This is a genomic window from Actinomadura scrupuli, assembly GCF_050971785.1.
Lineage (GTDB): Bacteria > Actinomycetota > Actinomycetes > Streptosporangiales > Streptosporangiaceae > Actinomadura_E > Actinomadura_E scrupuli.
The window spans coordinates 279,515-303,180 of the sequence record NZ_JBPCCU010000005.1 but is presented as its reverse complement, the minus strand read 5'-3'; the positions used below and the strand labels follow the sequence as shown (position 1 = coordinate 303,180).

General features: G+C 72.5%; 22 protein-coding genes. 8 read left to right on the top strand and 14 right to left on the bottom strand.

Annotation, left to right across the window (positions count from 1 at the left end):
• Positions 1-128 precede the first annotated feature (128 nt).
• Positions 129-1,412, top strand: a complete 1,284-nt coding sequence (locus ACRYCC_RS23980; protein WP_433815519.1) for a PucR family transcriptional regulator — start codon at positions 129-131, stop codon at positions 1,410-1,412.
• On the opposite strand, the gene ACRYCC_RS23975 is transcribed toward ACRYCC_RS23980, so the two are convergent.
• Both ACRYCC_RS23975 and ACRYCC_RS23970 read right to left on the bottom strand, forming a co-directional pair.
• The gene (locus ACRYCC_RS23975; RefSeq protein WP_433815517.1) at positions 1,413-1,607 is read right to left on the bottom strand and encodes a DUF397 domain-containing protein; all 195 of its coding nucleotides are present in this window, start codon (positions 1,605-1,607) and stop codon (positions 1,413-1,415) included.
• Positions 1,604-2,428 (bottom strand): helix-turn-helix domain-containing protein, encoded by an 825-nt coding sequence (locus ACRYCC_RS23970; protein WP_433815515.1) that lies wholly within the window; start codon positions 2,426-2,428, stop codon positions 1,604-1,606. The genes ACRYCC_RS23975 and ACRYCC_RS23970 overlap by 4 nt, the downstream gene beginning before the upstream one ends.
• Before the next feature lie 155 nt (positions 2,429-2,583).
• Here ACRYCC_RS23970 and ACRYCC_RS23965 point away from each other — a divergent pair, with 155 nt between their 5' ends.
• Complete coding sequence (locus ACRYCC_RS23965) at positions 2,584-2,796, top strand: hypothetical protein (protein ID WP_433815513.1); 213 nt, start codon at positions 2,584-2,586, stop codon at positions 2,794-2,796.
• A 420-nt stretch (positions 2,797-3,216) separates the two neighbouring features.
• The gene (locus tag ACRYCC_RS23960) at positions 3,217-4,281 is read left to right on the top strand and encodes a serine hydrolase domain-containing protein (protein WP_433815512.1); all 1,065 of its coding nucleotides are present in this window, start codon (positions 3,217-3,219) and stop codon (positions 4,279-4,281) included.
• Between the two features lie 117 nt (positions 4,282-4,398).
• On the opposite strand, the gene ACRYCC_RS23955 is transcribed toward ACRYCC_RS23960, so the two are convergent.
• The gene (locus ACRYCC_RS23955) at positions 4,399-4,539 is read right to left on the bottom strand and encodes a hypothetical protein (protein WP_433815510.1); all 141 of its coding nucleotides are present in this window, start codon (positions 4,537-4,539) and stop codon (positions 4,399-4,401) included.
• 53 nt (positions 4,540-4,592) lie between these two features.
• A complete protein-coding gene (locus ACRYCC_RS23950) occupies positions 4,593-6,941 on the bottom strand; it encodes a tetratricopeptide repeat protein (RefSeq protein ID WP_433815508.1) in 2,349 nt (782 codons plus the stop codon).
• A gap of 251 nt (positions 6,942-7,192) precedes the next feature.
• Between ACRYCC_RS23950 and ACRYCC_RS23945 the strand changes: the two genes are divergently transcribed.
• Positions 7,193-7,528 (top strand): hypothetical protein, encoded by a 336-nt coding sequence (locus ACRYCC_RS23945; RefSeq protein ID WP_433815506.1) that lies wholly within the window; start codon positions 7,193-7,195, stop codon positions 7,526-7,528.
• Positions 7,529-7,655: 127 nt separating this feature from the next.
• Entirely contained in the window at positions 7,656-10,010 is a 2,355-nt protein-coding gene (locus tag ACRYCC_RS23940) for a phosphoketolase family protein (RefSeq protein ID WP_433815504.1), read from the top strand.
• Positions 10,011-10,106: 96 nt separating this feature from the next.
• On the opposite strand, the gene ACRYCC_RS23935 is transcribed toward ACRYCC_RS23940, so the two are convergent.
• From ACRYCC_RS23935 to ACRYCC_RS23910, 6 genes are all read right to left on the bottom strand, one after another.
• Positions 10,107-11,081: a YihY/virulence factor BrkB family protein gene (locus tag ACRYCC_RS23935; protein ID WP_433815502.1), complete on the bottom strand. Its 975-nt coding sequence runs from the start codon at positions 11,079-11,081 to the stop codon at positions 10,107-10,109.
• A 151-nt stretch (positions 11,082-11,232) separates the two neighbouring features.
• Positions 11,233-12,984, bottom strand: a complete 1,752-nt coding sequence (gene cydC, locus ACRYCC_RS23930; RefSeq protein WP_433815500.1) for a thiol reductant ABC exporter subunit CydC — start codon at positions 12,982-12,984, stop codon at positions 11,233-11,235.
• Complete coding sequence (cydD, locus tag ACRYCC_RS23925; protein ID WP_433815498.1) at positions 12,981-14,627, bottom strand: thiol reductant ABC exporter subunit CydD; 1,647 nt, start codon at positions 14,625-14,627, stop codon at positions 12,981-12,983. The genes cydC and cydD overlap by 4 nt, the downstream gene beginning before the upstream one ends.
• Complete coding sequence (gene cydB, locus ACRYCC_RS23920) at positions 14,624-15,619, bottom strand: cytochrome d ubiquinol oxidase subunit II (RefSeq protein WP_433815496.1); 996 nt, start codon at positions 15,617-15,619, stop codon at positions 14,624-14,626. The genes cydD and cydB overlap by 4 nt, the downstream gene beginning before the upstream one ends.
• 36 nt (positions 15,620-15,655) lie before the next feature.
• A complete protein-coding gene (locus tag ACRYCC_RS23915; RefSeq protein ID WP_433815494.1) occupies positions 15,656-17,056 on the bottom strand; it encodes a cytochrome ubiquinol oxidase subunit I in 1,401 nt (466 codons plus the stop codon).
• Positions 17,057-17,202: 146 nt separating this feature from the next.
• Positions 17,203-17,838: a TetR/AcrR family transcriptional regulator gene (locus ACRYCC_RS23910; protein WP_433815492.1), complete on the bottom strand. Its 636-nt coding sequence runs from the start codon at positions 17,836-17,838 to the stop codon at positions 17,203-17,205.
• Positions 17,839-17,973: 135 nt separating this feature from the next.
• Here ACRYCC_RS23910 and ACRYCC_RS23905 point away from each other — a divergent pair, with 135 nt between their 5' ends.
• From ACRYCC_RS23905 to ACRYCC_RS23895, 3 genes are all read left to right on the top strand, one after another.
• Positions 17,974-19,278 (top strand): helix-turn-helix domain-containing protein, encoded by a 1,305-nt coding sequence (locus tag ACRYCC_RS23905; RefSeq protein ID WP_433815490.1) that lies wholly within the window; start codon positions 17,974-17,976, stop codon positions 19,276-19,278.
• An 82-nt stretch (positions 19,279-19,360) separates the two neighbouring features.
• Positions 19,361-19,579: a hypothetical protein gene (locus ACRYCC_RS23900; RefSeq protein WP_433815488.1), complete on the top strand. Its 219-nt coding sequence runs from the start codon at positions 19,361-19,363 to the stop codon at positions 19,577-19,579.
• Positions 19,580-19,702: 123 nt separating this feature from the next.
• Positions 19,703-20,512: a polysaccharide deacetylase family protein gene (locus ACRYCC_RS23895; protein WP_433815486.1), complete on the top strand. Its 810-nt coding sequence runs from the start codon at positions 19,703-19,705 to the stop codon at positions 20,510-20,512.
• 35 nt (positions 20,513-20,547) lie between these two features.
• Here the strand turns inward: ACRYCC_RS23895 and ACRYCC_RS23890 are convergent, their stop codons facing one another.
• From ACRYCC_RS23890 to ACRYCC_RS23875, 4 genes are all read right to left on the bottom strand, one after another.
• Positions 20,548-20,826 (bottom strand): ubiquitin-like small modifier protein 1, encoded by a 279-nt coding sequence (locus ACRYCC_RS23890; RefSeq protein ID WP_433815485.1) that lies wholly within the window; start codon positions 20,824-20,826, stop codon positions 20,548-20,550.
• Positions 20,823-21,908 (bottom strand): WD40/YVTN/BNR-like repeat-containing protein, encoded by a 1,086-nt coding sequence (locus tag ACRYCC_RS23885; protein ID WP_433815483.1) that lies wholly within the window; start codon positions 21,906-21,908, stop codon positions 20,823-20,825. The genes ACRYCC_RS23890 and ACRYCC_RS23885 overlap by 4 nt, the downstream gene beginning before the upstream one ends.
• Before the next feature lie 109 nt (positions 21,909-22,017).
• A complete protein-coding gene (locus ACRYCC_RS23880) occupies positions 22,018-22,818 on the bottom strand; it encodes a YceI family protein (protein WP_433815481.1) in 801 nt (266 codons plus the stop codon).
• Positions 22,815-23,615 (bottom strand): MSCRAMM family protein, encoded by an 801-nt coding sequence (locus ACRYCC_RS23875; RefSeq protein ID WP_433815479.1) that lies wholly within the window; start codon positions 23,613-23,615, stop codon positions 22,815-22,817. The genes ACRYCC_RS23880 and ACRYCC_RS23875 overlap by 4 nt, the downstream gene beginning before the upstream one ends.
• Positions 23,616-23,666 lie beyond the last annotated feature (51 nt).

Below are 23,666 nucleotides of genomic sequence, written 5' to 3'. Positions count from 1 at the left end.
TCGAAGAGCGTCTGGCCGCTGAGTGTCGCCCGGATGACGGCGGATCTATGTTCGTTACCCGGAGCGTGTGCAGGGTGAGGCCCACGGTACTGCGGCACCAGGGCGGAGACCGGCGGCGGAGGTGACGGGTGCTTCCCGAAGCGACGAGTGAATCCCGCAACGGTGTGATCGCCAAACGCCCGGCACCGCTGGAGCTGACCGCCCAGCCCTGGCGGCAGGTCCCGTCCCGGGAGGCGCAGTGGATGCGCCCGCATCTGCCGGATCTCCTGGGAGTCATGGTCGAGGGGATCCGCCGGCAGGTGCCCGAGTACGCCCGGCCCGGCGACGCCACCTACGCCCGGGTCGTCGAGGTGGCGGTGGAGTACTCGATCGAGCACTTCGTGCGGATCATCGCCGACCCGGACGCCTCCTGGTCGGACGTGCAGCAGGTGTTCTTCGACGTCGGGTACGGCGAGGCCATCGAGGGGCGCAGCCTGGACCACCTGCAGAACGCCATGCGGTTCGGCTCGCGGATCGCCTGGCGGCGGCTGGGAGCCGAGGCCGAGCGGCTCGGGCAGCCACGGGCGCTGATCAGCCTGCTGGCCGAAGCGATCTTCGCGTACCTGGACGAGCTCGCCTCCGCCGCCGCCCAGGGCTACTCCCGCGCCAAGGAGAAGGCCGCCGGTGAGCGCGAGCACCGGCGGGGGCGGCTGCTGAGCCTGCTGCTGTCGGACCCGCCGGCCCCTCCGGAGATCGTCCGCGAACAGGCCGCGCTGGCCGGCTGGCCGATGCCGCAGCGGCTGGCGGTCGTCGTGCTGAACGCGCTGCCCGCCAGCGGTGGCGACGGTCCCGCGGGACTGCCTCCCGAGCTGTTGTCCGGCATCGACGGGAGCAAGCCGTGCCTGGTCACGCCCGACCCCGACGGCCCCGGCCAGGCCGAGCGCCTGGCCATGACCCTAGCCGGCTGGACCGGTGCGGTGGGGCCGTCGGTCCCCGCCGACCAGGGCGCGGTCTCCCTGGTCTGGGCCCGCCGCGCCCTCGATCTGATCAACTGCGGTGCCGTCGTCCCGCGCGGCACCCACCGGACCGGCTGCCTCGTCCGGGCGGAGGAACACGTGCCGGCGCTGCTGCTCCGGCAGGGCGGCACGCTGGCCGAGACCGTCGCCGCCCGGCGGCTGGCGCCCTTAGTCCAGGCCGAGCCCAGCCACGGTCTCCGGCTCGCTGTCACCCTGCTGGAATGCATGAAGAACGGCTTCAACGCCACCGGCGCCGCCGCCACCCTGGCCGTACATCCGCAGACCGTCCGCTACCGGCTCCGCCAGCTCCACGAGATGTTCGACATCGACCTCGAAGACCCCGAAATCCGCCTGGAGTTCATGCTCCTGCTGCACATCTGGATCCAGCAGAACACCGAGACATCGGCGAGTTCCTGATTACCGGTCGTAACGTCCCGTGCGGATCTCCTGAGCGAGGGTCCGGAACGCCGTACGGCCGAACGCCAGCACCGTCCCCTCGGGATCCTTGGAATCCCGTACGGCGATCACCTGGGAAAGACCGGCCACTTCGACACACTGGCCGCCGCTGCCGCCGCTGCGGTCGCTCTTGCGCCATGAGGGGGGAGCGCTCATGCGTATTTCTCCATCACTGCCGTGATCAAATCGAGAGACTCGTCATCCGATTTCGCCGCCGACCGGATCAGATCGAACCGTACATCGTAGGCGCCGACCGCACTCGGCTCTCTGATGGTCCAGCCGGTACCCGAGTTCTCGACGTACGCCACATCCGGTCCGTCATGGAACGACAAGATCGTAAATGATCCCTCCAGCCCTGCGTAGGATCCTCGATGGCTCGCGACCACCTGGATTGCGATCTTCGGATGCAGCGCGGCCTCCGCGAGATGCTGGAGCTGGGCGTACATGAGCTTGGTCCCGCCGATGGGCCGATGCAGAACCGCCTCGTCCATAACGACCCAGAGCCTGGGCGCGCTGGCCTGATCGAGGATCTTCTGGCGCTCCATGCGGATCGCCAGGAGTTCTTCGATCTTGTCGGGGTCGGCGACCGGAAGAAGGACCTCCCTCGCATAGTCCTCAGTCTGAAGCAGGCCCGTGATGAGTTGAACCTCGAAGATCTGCATCGAAGCGGCAGCAGCTTCCATCTGCAGGAATCCCGGGAAACCCTGAGGCAGCGCGCGCTTCCGCCGGTCTTTTTTGACCTTTTCCCAGAGCCGATGAAAGAGCCCTCCGGTATCGAAGAACGTGTCCAGGTCGATCGCGAATTCTTCTGACGGGGGTTTGTCGCCGAACTCAACGGCTCCAATCCACTGGCCGGTGCAGCCAAGCGCCTCCGCAAGCTTGTTGCGGGACAGCCCGGCCGCAACACGTCGGAAGCGCAGTTCAGAACCGAAAGTGTCGAGTAGCGGTTCTGGATCTCGCTCTCGTTGAGGGGGCATCGGTCGTCTCTCCCGGTTTCAGTTTGCCTTGATCACGGTTTGCGCCTCTGTCCGGCGGGTTGCAGCGCGACTCCTGATGGTTTGTAGCTGAGAGTAATCATCGGTGTGAGTCTAGTCACCGTGAACAGGCAACCGGGGATAAGGAATTCGAAGGCATGAGCGACCAGGAACGCGAACGACTGCAGCGGCAGCACTCGGGCTGGCGGGTGTGGCGGTCCGATGGCGGGTCATGGCTGGCGACCCGGCGCGGGCGGCAACTGACCGAGGCCCAGATCGACGCCGGGCTCGCCACCACGCTGATGGAGGACACCGCCGAAGAACTGCGCGAGGCACTGGCCGGCCAGGCGCGGGTCGAGGAGACGCCGTGACCCACGGGCCCGCAGGTCCCCCGTCCGGGCTGGCCGACCGTACCGGCTCATGGACTCCCCGGCCATACGGCCGGTCGGGCGAGGCCGTCCACGTCCCCGCCCTCCCCCCGCACATGCGGGCGGTCCCGCAGGCGCGCCGGTTTCCCGGTGTGGTCACCTGGTACGGGCGTCACACCCGCCGCTGGTGGGCGATGGTGCCGGCGAGCGGAACCCACCGGCTTATCGAGGCAGAATCACCGGACGAGCTGTCATCCGCGATCATGAGGTTGTACACGCAGCCCATGCCGCCTCATCCCCACTGAGGCGTTTCGCGCAGGTCATCGGATCCAGCTCGGCGGCGACGGAGGCTTTCGAGCAGGGGCCTCCGGCCGCCTGGAAAATGAGTGGCTCGGCCGGTATGGGCGGGGTTAGGTTCCGCCCATGGCACAGATCCAGGGTGAGTGTGACGACCGCTTCGGCCAGGTGGGCGAGGTGCTGGCGGCCTCGCTGGACAAGGATGACGTCGGCGCCTCGGCGGCGGTCTTCGTGGACGGCGAGCCGGTCGTGGACATCTGGGGCGGGTACGCCGACGCGGCGCGCACCGTCCCCTGGGAGCGCGACACCATCACCAACGTCTGGTCCACCACCAAGACGATGACGGCGCTGTGCGCGCTGGTCCTCGCCGACCGCGGCGAGCTCGACCTCGCGGCGCCGGTCGCCACGTACTGGCCCGAGTTCGCCGCCGCGGGCAAGGAGGCGGTCCTGGTACGCCACCTGCTCGGTCACACTGCGGGCCTGCCGTCCTGGGACGGGCCGATGACGGTCGAAGACCTCTACGACTGGACGGCCGCCACGTCGCGGCTGGCCGCCCAGGCCCCGCTGTGGGAGCCGGGCACCGAGGCCGGCTACCACTCGGTCACCCAGGGGTTCCTGGTCGGCGAGGTCGTCCGCCGGGTCACCGGCCGTAGCATCGGCACCTTCTTCGCCGAGGACATCGCCGGGCCGCTGGGCGCGGACTTCCACATCGGGCTGTCCGCTGAACACGATCACCGGGTCGCCCCGATCATCGCGGCGCCGCAAGGCGACAAACCGGACGGTTTCCTGGTGGGGGCTTCCGACGCCAACACCCTGGCCTGGCGGCGCGCCGAGATTCCCGCCATCAACGGCTTCGGCAACGCCCGCTCCGTCGCCGCCGTGCAGTCGGTGCTCTCGTGCGGAGGAGCCGTTCGCGGTGTACGGCTGTTGTCGGAGGCGGGCTGCGAACGCGTCTTCGAGGAGCAGTTCCGCGGCGTGGACCGCATCATCGGCATGCAGTCGCGCTACGGCCTGGGCTACCGGATCGAGAACCACACCTGCTCATGGGGCGGGTGGGGCGGTTCACTGGTGCTGACCGACTTCGACCACCGTATGACGGTGTCGTACGTGATGAACCAGGTGCTCTGGGACGAAGGCTACGAACGGGCCCTCGACATCGTGATGGCGGCCTACGACGCGATCACCACCTGAGGGATGCGCCGACCCCGCCTGCCGTACGTGCGCATCGGCCACCGCCCCGGCCCAGGACACCGAGGAAGCGGCCCCGTGGGCACGCCTCCCGCTGACCGGGCCCATCAGGCCTGATCGTCAGTCGAACAGGTCGGCGACGGACGTCGCGACCAGCACCCGGTCGAGCCAGACGTCGAGCTGCCGCTGATCGGAGCACCCGCGGATGTGGGCACGGGCATCTTCGGGCACCTCGATCCGCCGAGCCGCCAGAATCCGCAAGACCGCTTGGGCCTCCCCCGGACCGCCGGCCGGCCGGGTCCCGCGGACGCTGATCAGGTATGGCGGGCCATCAGCCGGGTCGTGTCGACCGTGTCGGGATGGGCCTCGCCGAGGTGTTGCCGCTGGAGCCGCAGGACCTGGTGGTAGATCCGCTGGGCCGGACGGGTGCGGCCCTGGGCGGCGAGGACGCCGGCGAGATCGCGGCGAGTGGTGAGCATCCGGGGATCGCCGTCACTGAGCACCGGCTCCATCTTCGCCACGACCTCACGGAGTATCCGCTCGGCCTCCCCGGGGCGTCCCAGTGCCGCGACCGTCCGGGCCAGGGTCGCCCGGGTCACGAGGGTCAGGGGGTGTTCGGCGCCCAGCACGCGGTCCTCGACCTCCAGCAGCCGCGTGCACAGGTCGTGGGCATCCTGGTGCGATCCGCCCTCGCCGGTCCAGCGGGCCAGGTCCGCCCAGGCGTCCAGCGTCTTGGGGTTCTCCTCGCCGACGACCCGACGGTCGATCTCCAATGCCCGACGGCAGAGCTCCGCGGCCTCCTCCGCACGTCCCTGCATCCCGATCGACCAGGCGAGATCGACGTACGTCGTCAGTGTCTGGGGGTGTTCGGCCCCGAGGGCGACCTCCTGATCGGCGATCAGGTCGCGGTACATCTGCTCGGCTTCGTCGTAGCGTCCCTGGGCCAGAATCGCCCCGACGAGCTGGTCCCTGGTGAGCAGGGTGTCGAGGTGATCGTCGCCGAGCACGCTCCGCCGGTCGGCCAGGACGGCGCGGAACAGCTCCTCGGCCTCGCGGGGGCGGCCCTTGCCGACCAGCGTGACACCGTGACCGTGCCGGGCCGAGAGCAGATCGGGATGCCGGTCCCCGAGTCTGGACGCGGCGGTCAGGAGGACGTGGCCGAGTTCTTCGCCCGGCCTGCCACCGCCGTTCTCGCGGCGGCCGATCAGCCACAGCGAGTACCCCGCACTCTCCCCGGCGCGCAGCAGGGCCGACAGCACGGCCGGGTCCAGGTGAGGAGCCGCCCAGGTCAGGAGCGCCTGCAGATGCGGGATCAGCCGTTCCCATTCCGGCCAGTCGGAGGGGCGTTCGGGGTCGAGTGCCCCGACGGCGGCACTGATCCGCTCTGCGGCCGCCGCGGGGATCGCACCGCCGCCGCCGTCAGTCATCCGCGCCCGGCAGGTATCGGCCACGACGGGATGGAGCACAAGGTCGGGCAACGCGCCCGGGACCCGGCCCGGAGCCGGGATGGTGTCGACCAGGGCCAGCTCGGCCAGGCCGCGCAGGGCGGGCAGGACGGCGCCGTCGTCCTCCGGGCCGAGCAGCGTCCCCGGGATCGGCGTGGCGGGAGCGAGGCAGGCCAGCCGGTACAGCACCTCGCGCGCCCGGTCGGTGCCCTGCCCGGCGAGCGCGTCCAGCGACAGCTCCCAGGTCCGCGAGACCGTGGTGCGCGAGTCGGACCGCGCGCCGTCCAGCTCGGCGACCGCCTCGGCCGCGGTGCCACCGTCCAGTGCCAGCCGGTACTCCTGGAAGCTGCGCCATCGCGCCAGCGGGGAGGTCAGGTAGGCCCCCGCCAGGTGCAGCGCGAGCGGCAGTGTGCCCAGGCGCCGCGCCAGCGCCGGCGCCTCCTGCCCGTCCGGATCGGGGACCTGCGGGGCGAGTCCCCGGAGCACGGCGGCCGCCGCGACCTCGTCGAGAACCTTCAGCGGCACCACCCGCGCCGCGCTCCCCCAGACCCGCGAGTCGCCCACCCGGGTGGTCACGACGGTGAGGACGTCGCCGCCCGCGCGTACCCATCCGGCGCCGTCCGCGGGAGACGACGTGCCGTCGGCCGCGAGAACGGCCGGCTGGTCGGCGTTGTCGAACACCAGCAACGCCCGGCGACTCCCGGCCGGGCGACCGGCCAGGAACGCCCAGAACCGGTCGGCGGCGGTCGGCAGGGCATCGCGCACCTCGCGCAGGAGCGGCTCGGGCGCGTCCAGCCTGCGCAGGATCTCCAAGATCCCCCCGCGCAGCGACACCGGATCGGCGGCGTTCACCCACCACACCGGCCGTCCGCGCCGGCGGAACTCCGCCGCCAGCCACAACGCGACCGTCGACTTGCCCACGCCCCCCATCCCGGCGATCACCAGCGTCTCGCGAGCCCGCCTGCCCCGGCGGCTCATCACTCTCCTCAGCTGCGCCTTCAGCGCGTCACGACCCAGTACCTCCTCCGGAAGCCGGCCGTACGGCGCGGCGACCGGGAGCGCACCGCTGTCCGCGGGGCCGACGGGCGGCGCGGACCGTGGGCCGGGCCCGTGCCGCCTGGCATCGCGACGGTCCAGCACCGCGACCCGGAGCTGCCACGTGCCGACCCCTAGCGCGGCGACCCCTGCGACCGAGGCCACGGCACCCAGCAGATCCATGGTCTGACAATAGAACGCCACCCGGTACGGCACAGCGGATCCGATCTTCAGGGTCCAGGGCCACCGGGTATTGAGGTATCAGGCATCGAAATAGACAAACCTCATAAAACGGCGGGCCATGTGCATCGATCCCCGGACGAGGGACAGCAGTGGTCACGCCGGAGAGGGTTTCAACCCCGCTCGCTGGGAAGCGCCTACTAAGGAGATCGGACTACGGGAAATCCTTCTTCAGGGAGACGACCTTCAGGGAGATGACGATGCCGCAGAAGGCCTGGAGCAAGAAGCGCGAACGTCAGTACGAGCACATCAAGGAGTCGCAGGAGAGTCGCGGCGTGGGCGAGGACCGGGCCGAGGAGATCGCCGCCCGCACGGTCAACAAGAACCGGGCGCAGGCGGGCGAGTCCAAGACCGCTTCCAAGACCTCGACCGATGACATGTCCCCGCAGCGCCGAGGGGGGCAGCGTTCGGGCCGCCCGGGGCCCCGGGGGCGCACCAAGGAACAGCTCTACGCCGAGGCGCGGAAGAAGGGCATCAAGGGCCGTTCCTCGATGACCCGGCAGCAGTTGCTGGACGCCCTGAAGGGCTGAGCCGGCGGCGAGGCACGACCCGCGGCCCCATCAAGGCCGTGATCGGGGCCGCCCGACGGGCGGCCCCCAGCATGCACGTACGGTGCCGCCCGGCGAGCACCGGCCGACCTCGAGGCGAAGGTGACCCATGCCCCAGACTCTGGACGAGACCCAACTGCGGTCGATCGACGCCTACTGGCGCGCCGCGAACTACCTCTCGGTCGGGCAGATCTACCTGCTGGCCAACCCGCTGCTGCGGGAGCCGCTGAGCCGGGAGCACATCAAGCCCCGGCTGCTGGGGCACTGGGGCACCTCCCCCGGGCTGAACTTCTGTTACGCCCACCTCAACCGGGTGATCAAAGCCAGGGACCTGGACATGATGTACATCATGGGGCCCGGGCACGGCGGGCCCGCCGCGGTGGCCAACGCCTGGCTGGAGGGCACCTACAGCGAGGTGTACCCGCACATCTCCCAGGACGCCGGCGGCATGGCCCGGTTGTTCCGCCAGTTCTCCTTCCCCGGCGGGATCCCCAGCCACGTGGCTCCGGAGACGCCGGGGTCGATCCACGAGGGCGGCGAGCTCGGCTACTCCCTCGCGCACGCCCACGGCGCCGCCTTCGACAACCCCGACCTGGTCGTGGCCTGCATCGTGGGAGACGGCGAGGCCGAGACGGGGCCGCTCGCCGCGAGCTGGCACTCCAACAAGTTCGTCGACCCGGCGCGGGACGGCGCGGTGCTGCCGATCCTGCACCTCAACGGCTACAAGATCGCCAATCCCACCGTGCTGGCGCGGATCCCCGAGAGCGAGCTGACGGCGCTGCTGGAGGGGTACGGCTACCGCCCGTACCTCGTCAGCGGCTCGGAGCCCGCCGCCATGCACGAGCGGATGGCCACGATCCTCGACGAGGCGCTCACGGAGATCGCCCGAATCCAGTCGGCGGCCCGGAGCGGCGAGGACACCGGCCGGCCGCGCTGGCCGATGATCGTGCTCCGCTCTCCCAAGGGCTGGACCGGGCCCGAGGAGGTCGACGGGCTGCCGGTCGAGGGGACCTGGCGATCCCATCAGGTGCCCCTGCCCGGGGTGCGGGAGAACCCGGAGCATCTCGCCCAGCTGGAGGAGTGGCTGCGGTCGTACCGGCCTGCGGAGCTCTTCGACGAGGAGGGACGGCCGGTCGCGGAGCTCGCCGGGCTCGCGCCGGTCGCGGAGCGGCGGATGAGCGCCAGCCCGCACGCCAACGGCGGGGTCCTGCTCCGGCCGCTCGTGCTGCCGGACTTCCGGGACTACGCGGTGCCGGTGGACAAGCCCGGCACCACCCCGACCGAGCCCACCCGGCGGCTGGGCGCCTTCCTGCGCGACGTCATCACCGCCAACCCCGAGAACTTCCGGATCATGGGTCCGGACGAGACCCAGTCCAACCGGCTGGGCGACGTCTTCGAGGTGACCGACCGGGTGTGGGGGGCCGAGCGGCTGGAGACCGACGAGCACCTCGGCCCGCACGGCCGGGTGATGGAGGTGCTGAGCGAGCACCTGTGCCAGGGCTGGCTGGAGGGCTACCTGCTCACCGGCCGACACGGCCTGTTCAACAGCTACGAGGCGTTCATCCACATCGTCGACTCGATGTTCAACCAGCACGCCAAGTGGCTCAAGGTCACCCGGCAGCTGCCCTGGCGACGGCCCATCGCCTCGCTCAACTACCTGCTGTCCTCGCACGTGTGGCGCCAGGACCACAACGGCTTCACCCACCAGGACCCGGGCTTCCTCGACGTGGTGATGAACAAGAAGGCCGAGATCATCCGGGTCTACCTGCCCCCGGACGCCAACACCCTGCTGTCGGTCGCCGACCACTGCCTGCGCTCCCGCGACTACGTCAACGTCGTCGTCGCCGGCAAGCAGCCCGCGCTCAACTGGCTGGGGATGGACGAGGCGGTCCTGCACTGCACCCGCGGCATCGGCATCTGGGAGTGGGCCAGCACCGACGGCGGTAGCGACCCCGACGTCGTCCTCGCCTGTGCGGGCGACATCCCCACCCTGGAGACGCTGGCCGCGGTGGACCTGCTCCGGCAACACTGCCCGGACCTGCGGGTACGGGTCATCAACGTGGTCGATCTGATGCGGCTGCAACCTCCGTCCGAGCATCCGCACGGCCTGCCGGATCCGGAGTTCGACGCGCTGTTCACCGTGGACAGGCCGGTCGTCTTCGCCTTCCACGGCTACCCGTACCTCATCCACCGGCTCACCTACCGGCGCAACGGGCACGACAACTTCCATGTCCGCGGCTACCGCGAGGAGGGCACCACCACCACGCCGTTCGACATGGTGATGCTCAACGAGCTGGACCGGTTCCACCTGGTGATGGACGTCATCGACCGGGTGCCCTCGCTGGGCGGCCGGGTCGCGCACATCCGCCAGCAGATGGCCGATCAGCGGCTGCGGCACCGCGCGTACGCCCGCGAGCACGGCGAGGACGCCGCCGACGTGCGCGAGTGGATCTGGCCCTACTGACCGGGCCGCCGGGCACGCCGGTCAGTACGGCCCGGCCGTCGCCGGACCTGGCCGTCGCCGGGCCCGGTCGCCTGGTCGCCTGGTCGCCGCCGGGGCCTAGTCGTCGGGCAGGGCGCGGGTGTCGCGCATCCGGACGTAGGGCTCCTGGTCGGGCGGCAGCCCGGCGGCGATGGCGCGCCCCCGCTCGAGCTCGGCGTTGAGCTCGGCGCCGAGCAGCAGGGCGAGATTGCTGATCCACAGCCACACCAGGAAGACGACCACTCCGGCGAGGCTGCCGTAGGTCTTGTTGTACGAGCCGAACTCGGCGACGAACACCGCGAATCCGGCCGAGGCGACCAGCCAGATGACCAGCGCCATGACCCCGCCGGGCGTGACCCACCGGAAGCCCTGCTTGGCGTTGGGAGAGGCCCAGTAGAGCAGTGCGAACAGGAAGCTGACGATGACCAGCAGGATCGGCCATTTGGCGATGTTCCAGGTGGTGACCGCGGCAGTGCCGATGCCCAGGAGCCGGCCGGTGCGGTCGGCCAGGGCACCGGAGATCACGACCGCGATGGCGCTCGCCGACAGCAGGGTCAGGGTGACCAGGGTGACGGCGATGCGGATCGGCAGGGTCTTCCAGATCGGGCGGCCCTCCGCGACGTCGTAGACGGCGTTGGAGGCGCGCATGAAGGCCGCCACGTACTTGGACGCCGACCAGACCCCGGCGGCCAGGCTGATGAGCGCCACGAGGCCGGCCCCGCCCTGGCCCCGCTGCAGCTCGGTGATCGCGTTGGTGATGACCTGCTTGACCGAGCCGGGGGCGAGATCACCGACATTGGTGATCAGGGATTGCGAGACCGACCTGCCCGCAAGCCCGACGAGGGACACGACGACCAGCAGCGCCGGGAAGATGGAGAGTACGGAGTAGTAGGTGAGGGCGGCCGCCCGGTCGGTGAGATCGTCGTCCTTGAACTCCGACAGCACGCGCTTGGCCGCGCCCCACCACGACACCGCCGGCAGGTCGGTCGGGCTGTCCGGTTCCCGTTCGGCCCGTTCCTCCATCGACTCACGCCGGTCGCCGTCGTCGCTCATCTCGCGTCCTCGATCCTCCGTCGTGCCCGGCCACAGCGTCCGGCCGCACCCGGCCGCGTCGCCCGGCCGCGTCGCCCGGTGTCGCCCGGCCGCGTCGCCCGGTGTCGCCGCCGTCCGGCGCTGAGCCCGCAAGTGCCCCGCTCCGGGGGGTCTAAACGGGAGGCAGGACCGAGGGCGGGCGGAGGCCGGGGCGGGTGCGTTCCAGGGAGCGCGGGTACCAGCCGCCGGCGGCCAGCAGGTCCGCGTGCGAGCCGCGTGAGATCACCCGGCCCTCGCGGAGCACGACGATCTCGTCGACCTCCTCCAGCCCGTCGAGGTCATGAGTGATCAGCAGGGTGGTGCGGCCTCGCGTGGCGTCCAGCAGGTCGGCGGTCAGTGCCCTGCGCGCCTCGGGGTCGAGCCGGCCGGTCGGCTCGTCGAGCACCATGATCGGCGGGTCCGCCAGCAGCGCCCGGGCCAGTGCCAGGCGCTGCCGCTGCCCGCCCGACATCCGGGTCCCGTACGCGCCCGCCTCGGTGCCGAGCCCGTCCGGGAGCTCGCGCAGCCAGGGCCCGAGCCGCGCCGCCTCCAGGGCCGTGACGAGCTCGGCGTCGCGGGCGCCGGGCCGGGCGAGCAGGAGATTGGCCCGCAGGTCGCCGGCGAAGACATGCGGGTCCTGCGGCACCCCGCCGATGACCCGGCGGGCGTCGTCGGGGTCGTAGGCGGTGAGCGGGAGACCGCCGAGCAGCACCTCTCCCCCGTCGGGATCGCGGAAGCGCAGCAGCACGGCCGCGAGCGTGCTCTTGCCCGCGCCGCTCGGCCCGACGAGGGCGATCCTGCGGCCGGGCGGCAAATCGAGGTCCACCCCGTCGAGCGCCCAGGGCTCCGCCGGGCCGTACCGCACGCGCAGGCCCCGGACGCGCAGCGCCGTGGGTCCCGACGGCGGCTCCGCCGGCGCGGCCACCCGGGCGATCGCGGGCGGCGCGTCGAGCACGCCGAACAGCCGTACGGCCGCCGCTCGCAGCGCCCCGAGCCGGGCGGCGACCGGCGGCAGCGGCGCGACCACCTCGAAGGCCGCCAGCGCGGTGAGCACGGTGACCGCGAGGGGCACGGAGGTGAGGGAGCCGTGCGCGACCGCGGCGACACCGGCCAGCAGCACGGCCCAGACGGTCAGCCCGGTGATGAGGGCGGAGGCTCCGGCGCCCAGGCCCATCAGCAGGGCGTCCCGGCGCGCCACCGCGGTGAGTTCCGCGTCGGCCGCGGCCACCCGGTCCAGGACGGTGTCCATGGCGCCGTAGGCGATGAGGTCGGGAGCGCCGGACAGCAGGTCGGTGACCTCGGTGGCGAGGCCGCCGCGCGCGGTGGCGAGGCGGGCACCGGGACGGCGGCCGAGCGCGCCGGACAGCATCGGGACGCAGAGCCCGGCGAGCAGCAGCCCGACGGCGAGCAGACCGCCGGCGGGCCAGTAGAGGGCGGTGACCAGCACCACCGTGCCGCCGCCCGCTACCGCCGCGACGGCGGCCGGGACGAGCCCGCGCAGGAGCAGGTCCTGTACGGCCTCGACATCGCTGACCAGCCGGGTCACCAGGTCCCCGCCGCGGAACAGGCGCAGCGGCTCGGCCTGGGCGAGCCGGTCGTAGACCCGGGCGCGGATGCCGGTCAGGGCGCGCAGCACCGCGTCGTGCGAGACGAGCCGCTCCGCGTACCGCAGCAGGCCGCGGCCGACCCCGAGCGTCCGGACCGTGACGACGGCCACGGACAGGGCGACGACGGAGGGGTGCTGGGCGGCCCGGGCCAGCAGCCAGGCGGAGGTGGCGAGCAGGGCGATCCCGGCACCGGTCGCGGCCGCGCCGGCGGCGGCGCCGAGCAGCAGCCGCGGGCCAGGCCGGGCGAGTGCGACCAGGCGCACCAGCGGCCGGGTCACGCGGGCACCTCCGCCCGGGCCGGGCCGAGATGGATGATCTCGTCCGCGTCCGCCGCCCAGCCGTGGCCGTGGGCGGCGGTCACCACCGTACGGCCGGCCGTGAGGCGCCGGGTGGCGACGCGGACGGCTTCGGCGTTGCCGGGGTCGAGGTGCGCGGTCGGCTCGTCGAGGAGCACGATCGGGGCGTCCCGGCAGAAGGCCCGGGCCAGCGCGAGGCGCTGCCGCTGGCCGGCCGAGAGGCGGAGCCCGCGGGCCCCGATCGTGGTGGCGTAGCCGTCGGGCAGCGCCATGACGAACTCGTGCGCCTCCGCGTCCCGCGCCGCGCGGCGTACCCGCTCGTCGCTCGCGCCGCCGGGGGCACCGAGCCGGATGTTGTCGGCGATGCTTCCCGCGACCAGGTAGGGCTGCTGGGGCACCCAGGCCAGCAGCCTGCGCCATTCGTCCGGGTCGAACCCGGACAGCTCGGCACCGTCCACCAGGATGCGGCCGGTGGTGGGCTCGGCGAACCGCAGCAGCAGGGCCAGCAGCGAGGTCTTGCCCGCACCGCTCGGCCCGGTCAGGGCGTAGTGGCGGCCGGCCTCCAGCGTCAGCGACACCTCCTGGAGCGCCGGTTCGTCCCGGCCCGGGTAGACCAGGCTCACGTGCTCGAACTCGATCCGCCGCGGCACCGGCGGCGGCACGGCCGTCCCGGCCGCGGGGGCGGGAGTCTCCAGCAGGTCGAAGACCTGCCCCGCGGCGGCGACCCCCTCCATGCTCGCGTGGAAACGGGCTCCGACCTCGCGCAGCGGCAGGTAGGCCTCGGGCGCGAGGATGAGCACCAGCAGCGCCGTCCGGTACGACAGCGAGCCGCCGAGCAGCCGCAGGCCCACCTCGACGGCGACCAGGGCCGTGGCGAGGGTGGCCAGGAGCTCCAGGACGAGCGCGGACAGGAACGCGACGCGCAGGGTGGCCATGGTCGCCCTGCGGTGCTCGTCGCAGACCTTCTGGATCATCGCCGCCTGGGCCTTGGCCCGGCGGAACACCGCGAGGGTGGGCAGGCCCTCGACCACGTCGAGGAAGTGGCCGCCGAGCCCGGCGAGCAGCCGCCACTGCCGCTCCGTGCGCGCCCGGGTGTGCAGGCCGATGAGGATCATGAACACCGGGATGAGCGGGACGGTCAGGGCGACGACCAGCGCGGACATCCAGTCGGCGGAGGCCAGCACGGCCAGGACGGAGACGGGCACCAGCACGGCCAGGCAGAGCTGCGGCAGGTAGCGGGCGAAGTAGTCGTCGAGGGCGTCCAGGCCGCGGGTGGCCAGGGTGGCGATCTCCCCGGGCCGCTCGCCGGAGAGCCGGCCGGGCCCGAGCCGCGCGGCGTGCGCGACCAGCCGCAGCCGCAGCTGCGACTTGGTCTTCGCCGCCGCGCGCAGGGCCGCGACCTCTCCCCCGTACGTCGTCGCGGCGCGGATCAGCACCACCGCGAGCAGGAGCAGCAGCGGGGTGCCCACGGCCGCACCGCGGGCCGCACCGCTGATCGCGTCGGCGAGCAGGGCGGCCTGGGCGAGGATGCAGGCGGTGGTGAGCACTCCCAGCCCGGCGGTCACGATCAGATGGTCGCGGGCCGCCCGCGCGGCCGACAGCAGCCGCGGGTCGACGGGCTTCACGGCGTCACGTCGGCACGGGTGAGCCGCCGGCGGAAGACCCAGTAGGTCCAGCCCTGGTAAAGCATGACGATCGGGGTGGCGATCGCGGCCATCCAGGTCACGACCGTGAGGGTGTACGGGCCCGAGGCCGCGCCGGTCACCGTGAGGCTCGCCGCCGGATCGGTGGTGGAGGGGAGCACGTCGGGCCACAGCGCCCCGAACAGCGTGGCGACGGTCAGCACGATCGCCACCCCGGTGGCGCCGAACGCCACACCCTCCCGGCCCCGTACGGCCGCCCCGGCACCGGCGGCGAGCGCCAGCACCGCGACCGCCGCGGTCACCGCGGTCCCCGGCTTGCCGTGCTGGTGCTGGGTCCAGGCCAGGAAGGCGGTCAGCGCCGGCACCGCCAGGGCGGCCGAGGCGAACGCCGCCCGGCGCGCCCGCTCCCGTACCGGGCCGTCGGTCTTCAGGGTGAGGAACACCGCGCCGTGCAGGACGAACACCGCCAGCGTGGTGACCCCGCCGAGCAGGGCGTACGGGCCGAGCAGGTCGAGCGGTGCGGCGTGCACGGTGCCGCGGGCGTCCAGCGGCAGCCCGCGCACGAGGTTCGCGAACGCGACGCCCCAGATGACGGCGGGGCAGGCGCTGCCCCAGAAGATCGCCCGGTCGCACCAGGCACGCCACCGGTCACCGTCGACCTTGCTCCGCCACTCCAGCGCGACGGCGCGCAGGATGAGCGCCACCAGGAGCAGCAGGAACGGCAGGTAGAAGCCGCTGAACATGGCGGCGTACCAGGCGGGGAAGGCGGCGAACGTGGCGCCCGCGGCCACGATCATCCAGACCTCGTTGCCGTCCCAGACCGGCCCGATCGCGGCGAGCACGACCTTGCGGTCCACCGGGTCGCGGCCGATCCACCGCAGCAGCATCCCGACGCCGAAGTCGAACCCCTCCAGCAGGAAGTAGCCCGCCCACAGGAACGCGATGAGCCCGAACCAGAGCGTGGTGAGTTCCATCCGTCTCTCCCTCCGAGAAGAACGCCTGGCACCGGGTCAGTAGGAGAAGGCGGGCTCGGACTCGGCCGGGGCGGGTGTCTCCGCCTGCGGCCCCTGCCGGACATGGCGGACGATCAGCCACCCCTCGGCGAGGGCGAGCACCCCGTAGAGCAGGGTGAAGACCGTGAGCGAGATCGCCACCTCGGTGAGGCTCACACCCGGTGAGACGCTCGCGGCGGTCAGCAGCTCGCCCTGGACGGTCCACGGCTGGCGGCCGATCTCCGACAGCAGCCAGCCCATGATGTTGGCGGCGAACGGCAACGGCACGGCGATCACCGACGCGTACAGGAACCGCCGTCCCCACACGGTGTCCAGCCGCCGGAGCCGGCCGCGCCTGCGGGTGAGCCAGAGCCCGGCGGCGGCCAGCGTGACGGCGGACAGGCCCAGGCCCATCATCAGCCGGAAGGACCAGTAGGTGACCCCGACGGGCGGGGTGTAGTCGCCCGGGCCGTAGGTCTTGGCGTACTGGTCCTGGAGCTGGTTGACGCCCTGCACGGTGCCGCCGAACCGGCCCGTGGCCAGGAGGCCGAGCACCTCGGGGATCTGCAGGTCGAGGTGGTTGCGGCCGTGCTCGACGTCGCCGACGGCGAACAGCGAGAACCCGGCGCCGTGCTCGGTGTTCCACAGCGCCTCGGCGCTGGCCAGTTTCATCGGCTGGTAGCGGTGGGCGAGCTCGGCGGACCGGTCCCCGGAGAACACCGCCAGCGCTCCGCCGATCACGGTCACCGCCAGACCGGCCCGCAGCACCGGGCGGAACAGGCCGACCTCACCGGCACGGAGCATCCGGTAGGCGCTGACCGCGGCGACGAAGACCCCGGCGACGATGAGGGAGCCGGCGAACGTGTGCAGGTACTCCACGACGGCGGGCCACTGGGTGAGCATCGCCCAGATGTCGGTCATCCTGGCCTGCCCGGTCACCTGGTCGACGGTGTAGCCCACCGGGTGCTTCATCCACGCGTTGGCGGACAGGATGAAGTACATCGACAGGTTGCTGCCCAGCGCGGCCAGCCAGATCGTGGCCAGATGGACCTTCTTCGGCAGCCGGTCCCAGCCGAAGATCCACAAGCCGAGGAAGGTCGATTCGAGGAAGAACGCCAGCAGCCCCTCCATGGCCAGCGGCACCCCGAACACATCACCGACGAAGCGGGAGTACTGACTCCAGTTCATGCCGAACTGGAACTCCTGCACGATGCCGGTGACCACGCCCATCGCGAAGTTGATCAGGAAGAGCCTGCCGAAGAAGTGGGTCTGCCGCAGGAACTCCGGCCGTCCGGTGCGGTACCAGACGGTCTGCAGCCCGGCGACGATCAGCGACAGGCCGATGGTCAGCGGGACGAAGACGAAGTGGTACACGGTCGTGATCCCGAACTGCCAGCGGCTCAGGTCGAGTGCGTTCATACCGGACGCGTCCCCCTTCGAAGGCTCCACCACGCATCGTAGTACTACGAGTCGTAGTACTACAGGCCGTGAAAGGTGATCACAGTCACGTACCGGGTGTCCGCCACGCCGGCTCCGGGGGTCCGCGCCGGCGGGCGCGGGAACCGCTACCCGTCCAGCTCGAGCATCCGGTCGAGGAACCGGCGCATGTGCGTGCGGAACCGCTGCAGTTCCACGGTGTTGCGGGGGCCCTGGCGTTCACCGTGCTCGTCGATCACTCCGGCGAGGACGAACGAGTCGATGCACCACAGGAGGTGCCACACCGTGTACTCGTGGTCGAGGCCGGCCTGGTCGTCGGTCCGGGCCGCGCTCCGCAGCATGGCGGTGAACCGCTCGACCAACGGCCTGGTGTAGAGGTTCTCCAGCTCGGTGATGTCGGAGGCGTCCGACTGCCAGCGGTGCACCCACAGGGCCGGCACCTCGGGGTGGGCGACGCAGAAGTCCAGGTAGCGGTCGGCCAGCCGGTGGATCCCCTCCCGGCCGGGCGTGAACTCCGCCTTGATGGCCTCCAGGCACTCCTGCTCCAGCAGGTGGAGCCGCTTCATCACGGCGAGGTAGACGTCGGGCTTGCCGCCGATCAGGCCGGCCAGGGTGGCGACGTCGATCCCGGCGGCGTCGGCGATCAGCCGGGTGGAGGTCGCGTCGTAGCCCAGGGAGGCGAACAGCCGGGTGGCGATCTGGATGACGCGTTCGCGGGTCGACTCCGGCCTGGAGATCGGATGGTGGCCGCCGGCTTCTCCCATAACGCCAGGTTAGCCCGGCTCCTCCACCCGCATCTCGGGCGGCGCCGCCCACCACCGACCGGCCAGTGTCGGCCGCCCACACCCGCGACGTTGCGGCCGTGTTACGGTGCGATCCTTGATCGTGGAGCGACGCTGATGGCTGAGATGGACGCAGACCCCGAGACTCACCAGCCCGGCGGACCGGCCCGGGGAACCGCCAGCACGGCGAGCCCCGGGCTGCCCACCCCCGCCGGCGGACCGGCCGCGCTGGCCAAGGTGGCCGACCTGCTCCGCCCCGAGCTGCCGTCGCTGGCCGAGGAGATCGTCGACGAGATCGAGCGGTGCGTCCCCGAGCTGGGCCACGCCCTGCAGAACGGCCTCCGCGGCGAGGTCCGCCACGGCGTCGAACGCGGGCTGGTCGAGTTCATGGGAAAGATCACCGATCCGGACGCCGCGGACGAACAGCCGGTCAAGATCTACCGTGCCCTGGGGCGCGGCGAGTACCTGGGCGGCCGGAGCCTCGACGGGCTCCAGGCCGCCTACCGGGTCGCGGGCCGGGTCGCCTGGCGGCGGTACGCGGACGTCGGCCGCCGGGTGGGGCTGCCCGCCGAGACGACCTACGTCCTGGCCGAGGCGGTGTTCACCTACATCGAGGAGGCCGCGGCCCAGTCCGTCGAGGCCTACGCCGACGTGCAGGCCAGGGTGTCGAGCACCATGGAGCGCCGCCGCCGCCGGCTGCTGGAGATGCTGCTGGCGGACCCGCCGGTCGCCTCCCTGGAGACGGTGGGCGACCTCGCCCTCCAGGCCAAGTGGCGGATGCCCACCAAGATCGCCGCCGTGGTCATGAACGGGGACCGGTCCTCCCACGGGCTGTCCCCGGCCGTCGACCACGACGTGCTCATGGACCTGGAGGGTGCCGAGCCCTGCCTGCTGGTCCCCGACCCGGACGGCCCCGGGCGGCACGAGATGCTGCACCGTGCCCTGCGCCACACGGCGTACGCGATCGGGCCGACCGTGCCGGTCGCCAACGCCGCCCTGTCGCTGCGGCTGGCCCGGCTGGCGCTGTCGCTGGCCGAACGCGGCGTCATCACCAGCGCGAACCCCGTCCAGTGCGAGGACCATCTGGCCACGCTGCTGATCTTCTCCGAGCCGAGCATCCTCCGGCTGCTGATCGAGCGGCGGCTGGCCCCGCTCGACGGCCTCCGGCCGTTCGTCCGTGAGCGGCTGACCACGACCCTGCTGACCTGGCTGACCAACCAGGGCAACACGGTCGGCATGGCCTCCGCGCTGCGGGTGCATCCGCAGACGATCCGCTACCGGATGCGCGGCATCGAGGAGCTCTTCGGGGAACGCCTGCGCGACCCGCACTGGCGGTACGAGATGGAGACGGCCCTGCGCGCCGCCGCCCTGCTCTCCACGGGATCGGCACCGGACGACGGGCCGGAGGACGGGGCGACCTGACCCGTGCGCCTGGGTCCGGCGCGCGGGGCCGGACCTGCGAATCCACCGGTCCGGGCAAAGCGGACCTGGTACATCTTTCGTCATGTTCTCCCGGAAGAAGCGCGCGCAGATCAGCCCGCCCGTCACCCCCTGCCCCGACTGTGACGGCGACCGGGTGGTGGTCGACGGCTCCCTCGAGATGCACCTGTACCGGCGTGGCCGGCCGCTGAGCAAGCTGGAGGGCTCGGTCTGCCTCGGCTGCGGACGGGTCTGGTGGTACGCCGTCGAACTGGAGAAGCTCCGCGAGTCCCTGGCCCGCTGAGGCGGCAGGCCGTACTTCGTGGCCGCGCCCTGGAAACACCGGCTCTCGATCCGGTGGGATCCCGTGGACCAGGGGGCGGGAAGCCGGGAGACTTGGGTGTCGGCGACTGCTCGGACCCGTGGGATGGACAAAGTGGGCGATCTGGACAGGCGTCAGGTGCTGGTGAGCCTCGCCGCGGCCGGGGCCGGGGTGTGCGCGGCCGCCGCCCCCGGGGTCCTGCGCACGTGGGGCCCGGCCGAGGCGAAGGACGGCGCCCGCGGGCACCCGAAGACCAGCCCGCCGCCGCCCGACCCCGGCTACGCGCACGGCCGTCCGCTGCGGGCACTCCAGCGCCCGGTGCACCGGCTGAGCGAGCTGAGCCCCGCGGCACCGCCCAGCGCCGTCGCGCTGACCATCGACGACGGCCCGCATCCCCGGTACACCCCGATGATGCTGGACCTGCTGGCCGAGTTCCAGGTGCCCGCCACGTTCAACATGATCGGCGTGCAGGTGAGCGAATACCCCCGCCTGGTCCAGCGGATCGTGGCGGACGGCCACCAGGTCGCCGACCACACCGTGACGCACCCGCTCAACCTGCCGCGGCTGTCCACCGCCAGGATGGTCCAGGAGATCGGCGGCGGTCACGACCGGATCGCGCAGACCACCGGCGTGGCCCCGAGGTTCTTCCGCTCCCCCGGCGGCAACTGGTCTCCCGCGGTGCTCGACACGGCCGCCGCGCACGGCATGATCTGCATCGACTGGCAGCTCGACCCGCGCGACTGGGACCAGCCCCGGTCCAGTGCCGGCCACATCGGCACCACCCTGCTGCGCGCGCAGCCGGGCGACATCCTGCTCTGCCACGACGGCGGCGGACCGCGCGAACGCACCATCGAGGCCCTGCGCACCGTGATCCCCACGCTCAAGAAGCGCGGGCTCACCTTCGTGGCGCTCTGAGCGGCCGGGACGGCGACGCCCGCAGCCCGGTGCGGTCAGCCGCCGGCCACCGACGGCAGCACCTGGATCTCCGCGCCGTCGGCGACCGGCGCGGACTGACCGCCCAGTGACCGGCAGTTCTCCCCGTCGATGAAGACGTTGACGTGACGGCGCAGCTCGCCGCGCTCGTCGCGGATCCGCCGCTCCAGCCGGGGCCGGCGCTCGGCCAGCTCGTCCAGCACCGCGGCCAGCGTGCCGGCCGCCTCCAGGGTCAGCCGGGCCTCCCCGCCCGCCTCCGCGCGCAGCGCCCCGGGAACGAGCAGCGTGACCGTCACAGCCCGGCCGCCCGTACGCACAGCACGTCCGGCAGGTGGGCGGCGACCGGTGACCACGAGTCGCCCTCGTCCCGGCTGGCGTACACCTCACCGGACCGGGTGCCGAAGTACACGCCGGTGGGGTCGGTGTCGTCGGCGCACATCGCGTCGCGCAGCACCGACGGGTAGAACGGGCCCTCCGGCAGGCCGGCGGTCAGCGGCTGCCAGGTCGCCCCCGCGTCCGCGGAACGGTAGACCCGGCACCGCTCGTCCGGCGGGAAGCGCCGTTCGTCGGCGGCGATCGGGAAGTTGTAGATCACGTCGGCCCGGTGCGGGTGCGCGACCATCGCGAAGCCGAAGTCGCTGGGCAGCCCGTCGGCGATCGACCGCCAGTCGGACCCGCCGTTGTCGGAGCGGTAGACGCCGTGGTGGTTCTGCGCGTACAGCCGGTCCGGGTCGGCGGCGTCCCGGGCCACCTTGTGCACGCACTGGCCGTACTCGGGGAACGGGTCGGGCAGGAATCCGACCTTGATGCCGTTGTTGGCGGGCGTCCAGCTCCTGGCTCCGTCGGCGCTGCGGTAGACCCCGCCGGTGGACATCGCGATCACCAGCGAACCCGGGTGGGCCGGATGCGGCAGCACGGTGTGCACCGCCTGGCCGCCGAAGCCGGCCTCCCAGTGCGGCCGGTGCGGGTGGTCCCACAGCCCGTCGGCGAACTCGTACGTCCGCCCGCCGTCCGCGGAGACGAACAGCGCCGAGGGCTCGACGCCCGCGTACACCAGGTCGGGCGCATCGGCCGGACCGGGCGCGATCTGCCAGACCCGCCCGAGGCTGGTGCCGGTCCGCTCGGGGAACGCCAGCGGGGCCCGGTCGGGCTCCTGCCAGCTCGCCCCCAGATCGTCGCTGGTGGACAGGCCGGGGCCGTAGTGCGAGCTGCTCATGCCCGCCAGCAGCCGGGGACGGCCGCGCCGCTTGTCGATGGCCACGGCGTACACGCCGGTCATCGGGAAGTGCGGTCCGGTCAGCTGCCAGGACCTGCGGTCGTCCTCGCTGCGGGCCAGGAACAGCCCCTTGGCGGTACCGATCATCAGGAGCGCTGTCATAGACCTCAGTATGTCCGCCCGCAGCCGCCCCGCACCCCCACACCGTGTGCCCGCCTCGCCCCCGGGCTCGGACGGGAGCAGGGGTGGGCGGGAGCAGGGGTGGGCGGGGTCAGCGGCGGACGATCTCCACGTCGATCTCGATCTGGACGATCGCCCCGATGGTCGCGAGGCCGATCCGTACGGCCTGGTTCCAGTCCACGGCGAAGTCGTCCCGGCGCAGTTCGGTGACGGCGTGGAACCCGCATCGGGTGCCGCCCCACTGATCGGGACCGGTGCCCAGATAGGTGGTCTCGAGGCGGACCTGCCTGCCCACTCCCCGGACGGTCAGCAGCCCGTCGACCGCCCACCGGTCCCCCTCGGCGCGCGACACCGCGGTGCTGTGGAAGGTCAGGTCGGGGTGGACGTCGGTGTGCAGGAAGTCCGAGCTGCGCAGGTGCGCGTCGCGCTGGTCGCTGCCGGTGTCGATACTCGCGGCCTTCATGGTCACCGCGACCGTGGAGCGTTCCACCTGCTCCGCCACCTCGACCCGGCCGCTGAAGTCCGCGATGCGGCCGTGCACGCTCGCCAGCCCCAGATGCAGGGCTCGCAGCCGGACCGAGGAGTGCACCGGGTCGATGTCCCAGGTGCCCGGCTCGGGCAGCCGCCGGCCGCCCTCGCCGGTGAGCACGATGTCGTCGAGCGTCAGGCCGGCGTCGGTCACCAGCACGTTGCGGGCCAGCGGCCGGTGCCCGGGCGCGGACACGATCACCAGGTACGAGCCCGGAGCGATCCCCGAGATGGCGGCCGTGCCGGTGGCGTCGGCGGCGGCCCGTCCCGCCTGCGGCCCGGCCGGGTGCGTCAGGGTGAGCACGGCGTGCTCGATCGGCCACCCGCCGGCGCCGAGCACCCGCGCGCGGAGCGTCGTGGTCACCGGGCCTCGCCTCCCACGGTCAGGTCGGCTCGGGCGGCCCTGCCGTCGGCGACCCGCACCGAGACCGCGGCCGGCGCGTACCCGGTGGCGACCAGGGTGTACTCGCCCGGCCGGAGATCGGTGAAGCTGAAGGCTCCGCTCGCGTCGGTCGACCCCTCCGCGACCACCTGACCGGTCTCGTCCAGCAACGTCAGGCCGGCGCCCTCGAACGGCGCCCCCTGTAGCCGCACACCGGCCCGCAGTGAGCCGGTCGCCGCGAGCTCCACCTCGTGCCGGGCCGGCTCTCCCTGGAGGACCGTGACCGGGGTGGCCACCGGCCGGTACCCGGCGGCGGCGACCACCAGCGTGTAGGTGCCCCGCGCCAGCCGCGGGAAGGAGAAGCCCCCGTCGGCCGCGGTGGCGACCGCCCCGAGCACCTCACCCCGGACGTCGGTCACGGTCACCGTCGCTCCGGGCACCGGTTCGCCCGAGGGGGCGGCGAGCCGTACCGTGCCCAGCAGGCCGCCGGCCCCGGTCAGCAGCACGTCGTGCCGCACCGGCTCGTCGCCGACCGCCACCAGCGCGGCGATCGGCTCGTGCCCGGGTGCGGACGCGATGAGGAGATAGGTGCCGCCGGTCGAGGTGCCGAGCCGGTAGCGCCCGGCGTCGTCGGAGTACGCGGAACCGATCTTGCGGCCGGCCATGTCCGCCAGGGTGACGACCGCCTGCGCCACCGGGGCGGTGTCGTCGGCGACGATGCCGGACACCGTCAGGTGCCGCTCCAGCGGGGCCGCGTCCTTCAGGGCTTGCTCGTTCATCTGATCCTTCACAGTCGCTGGTCCGTCAGGCGGTCGCCGGTCCGTCAGTAC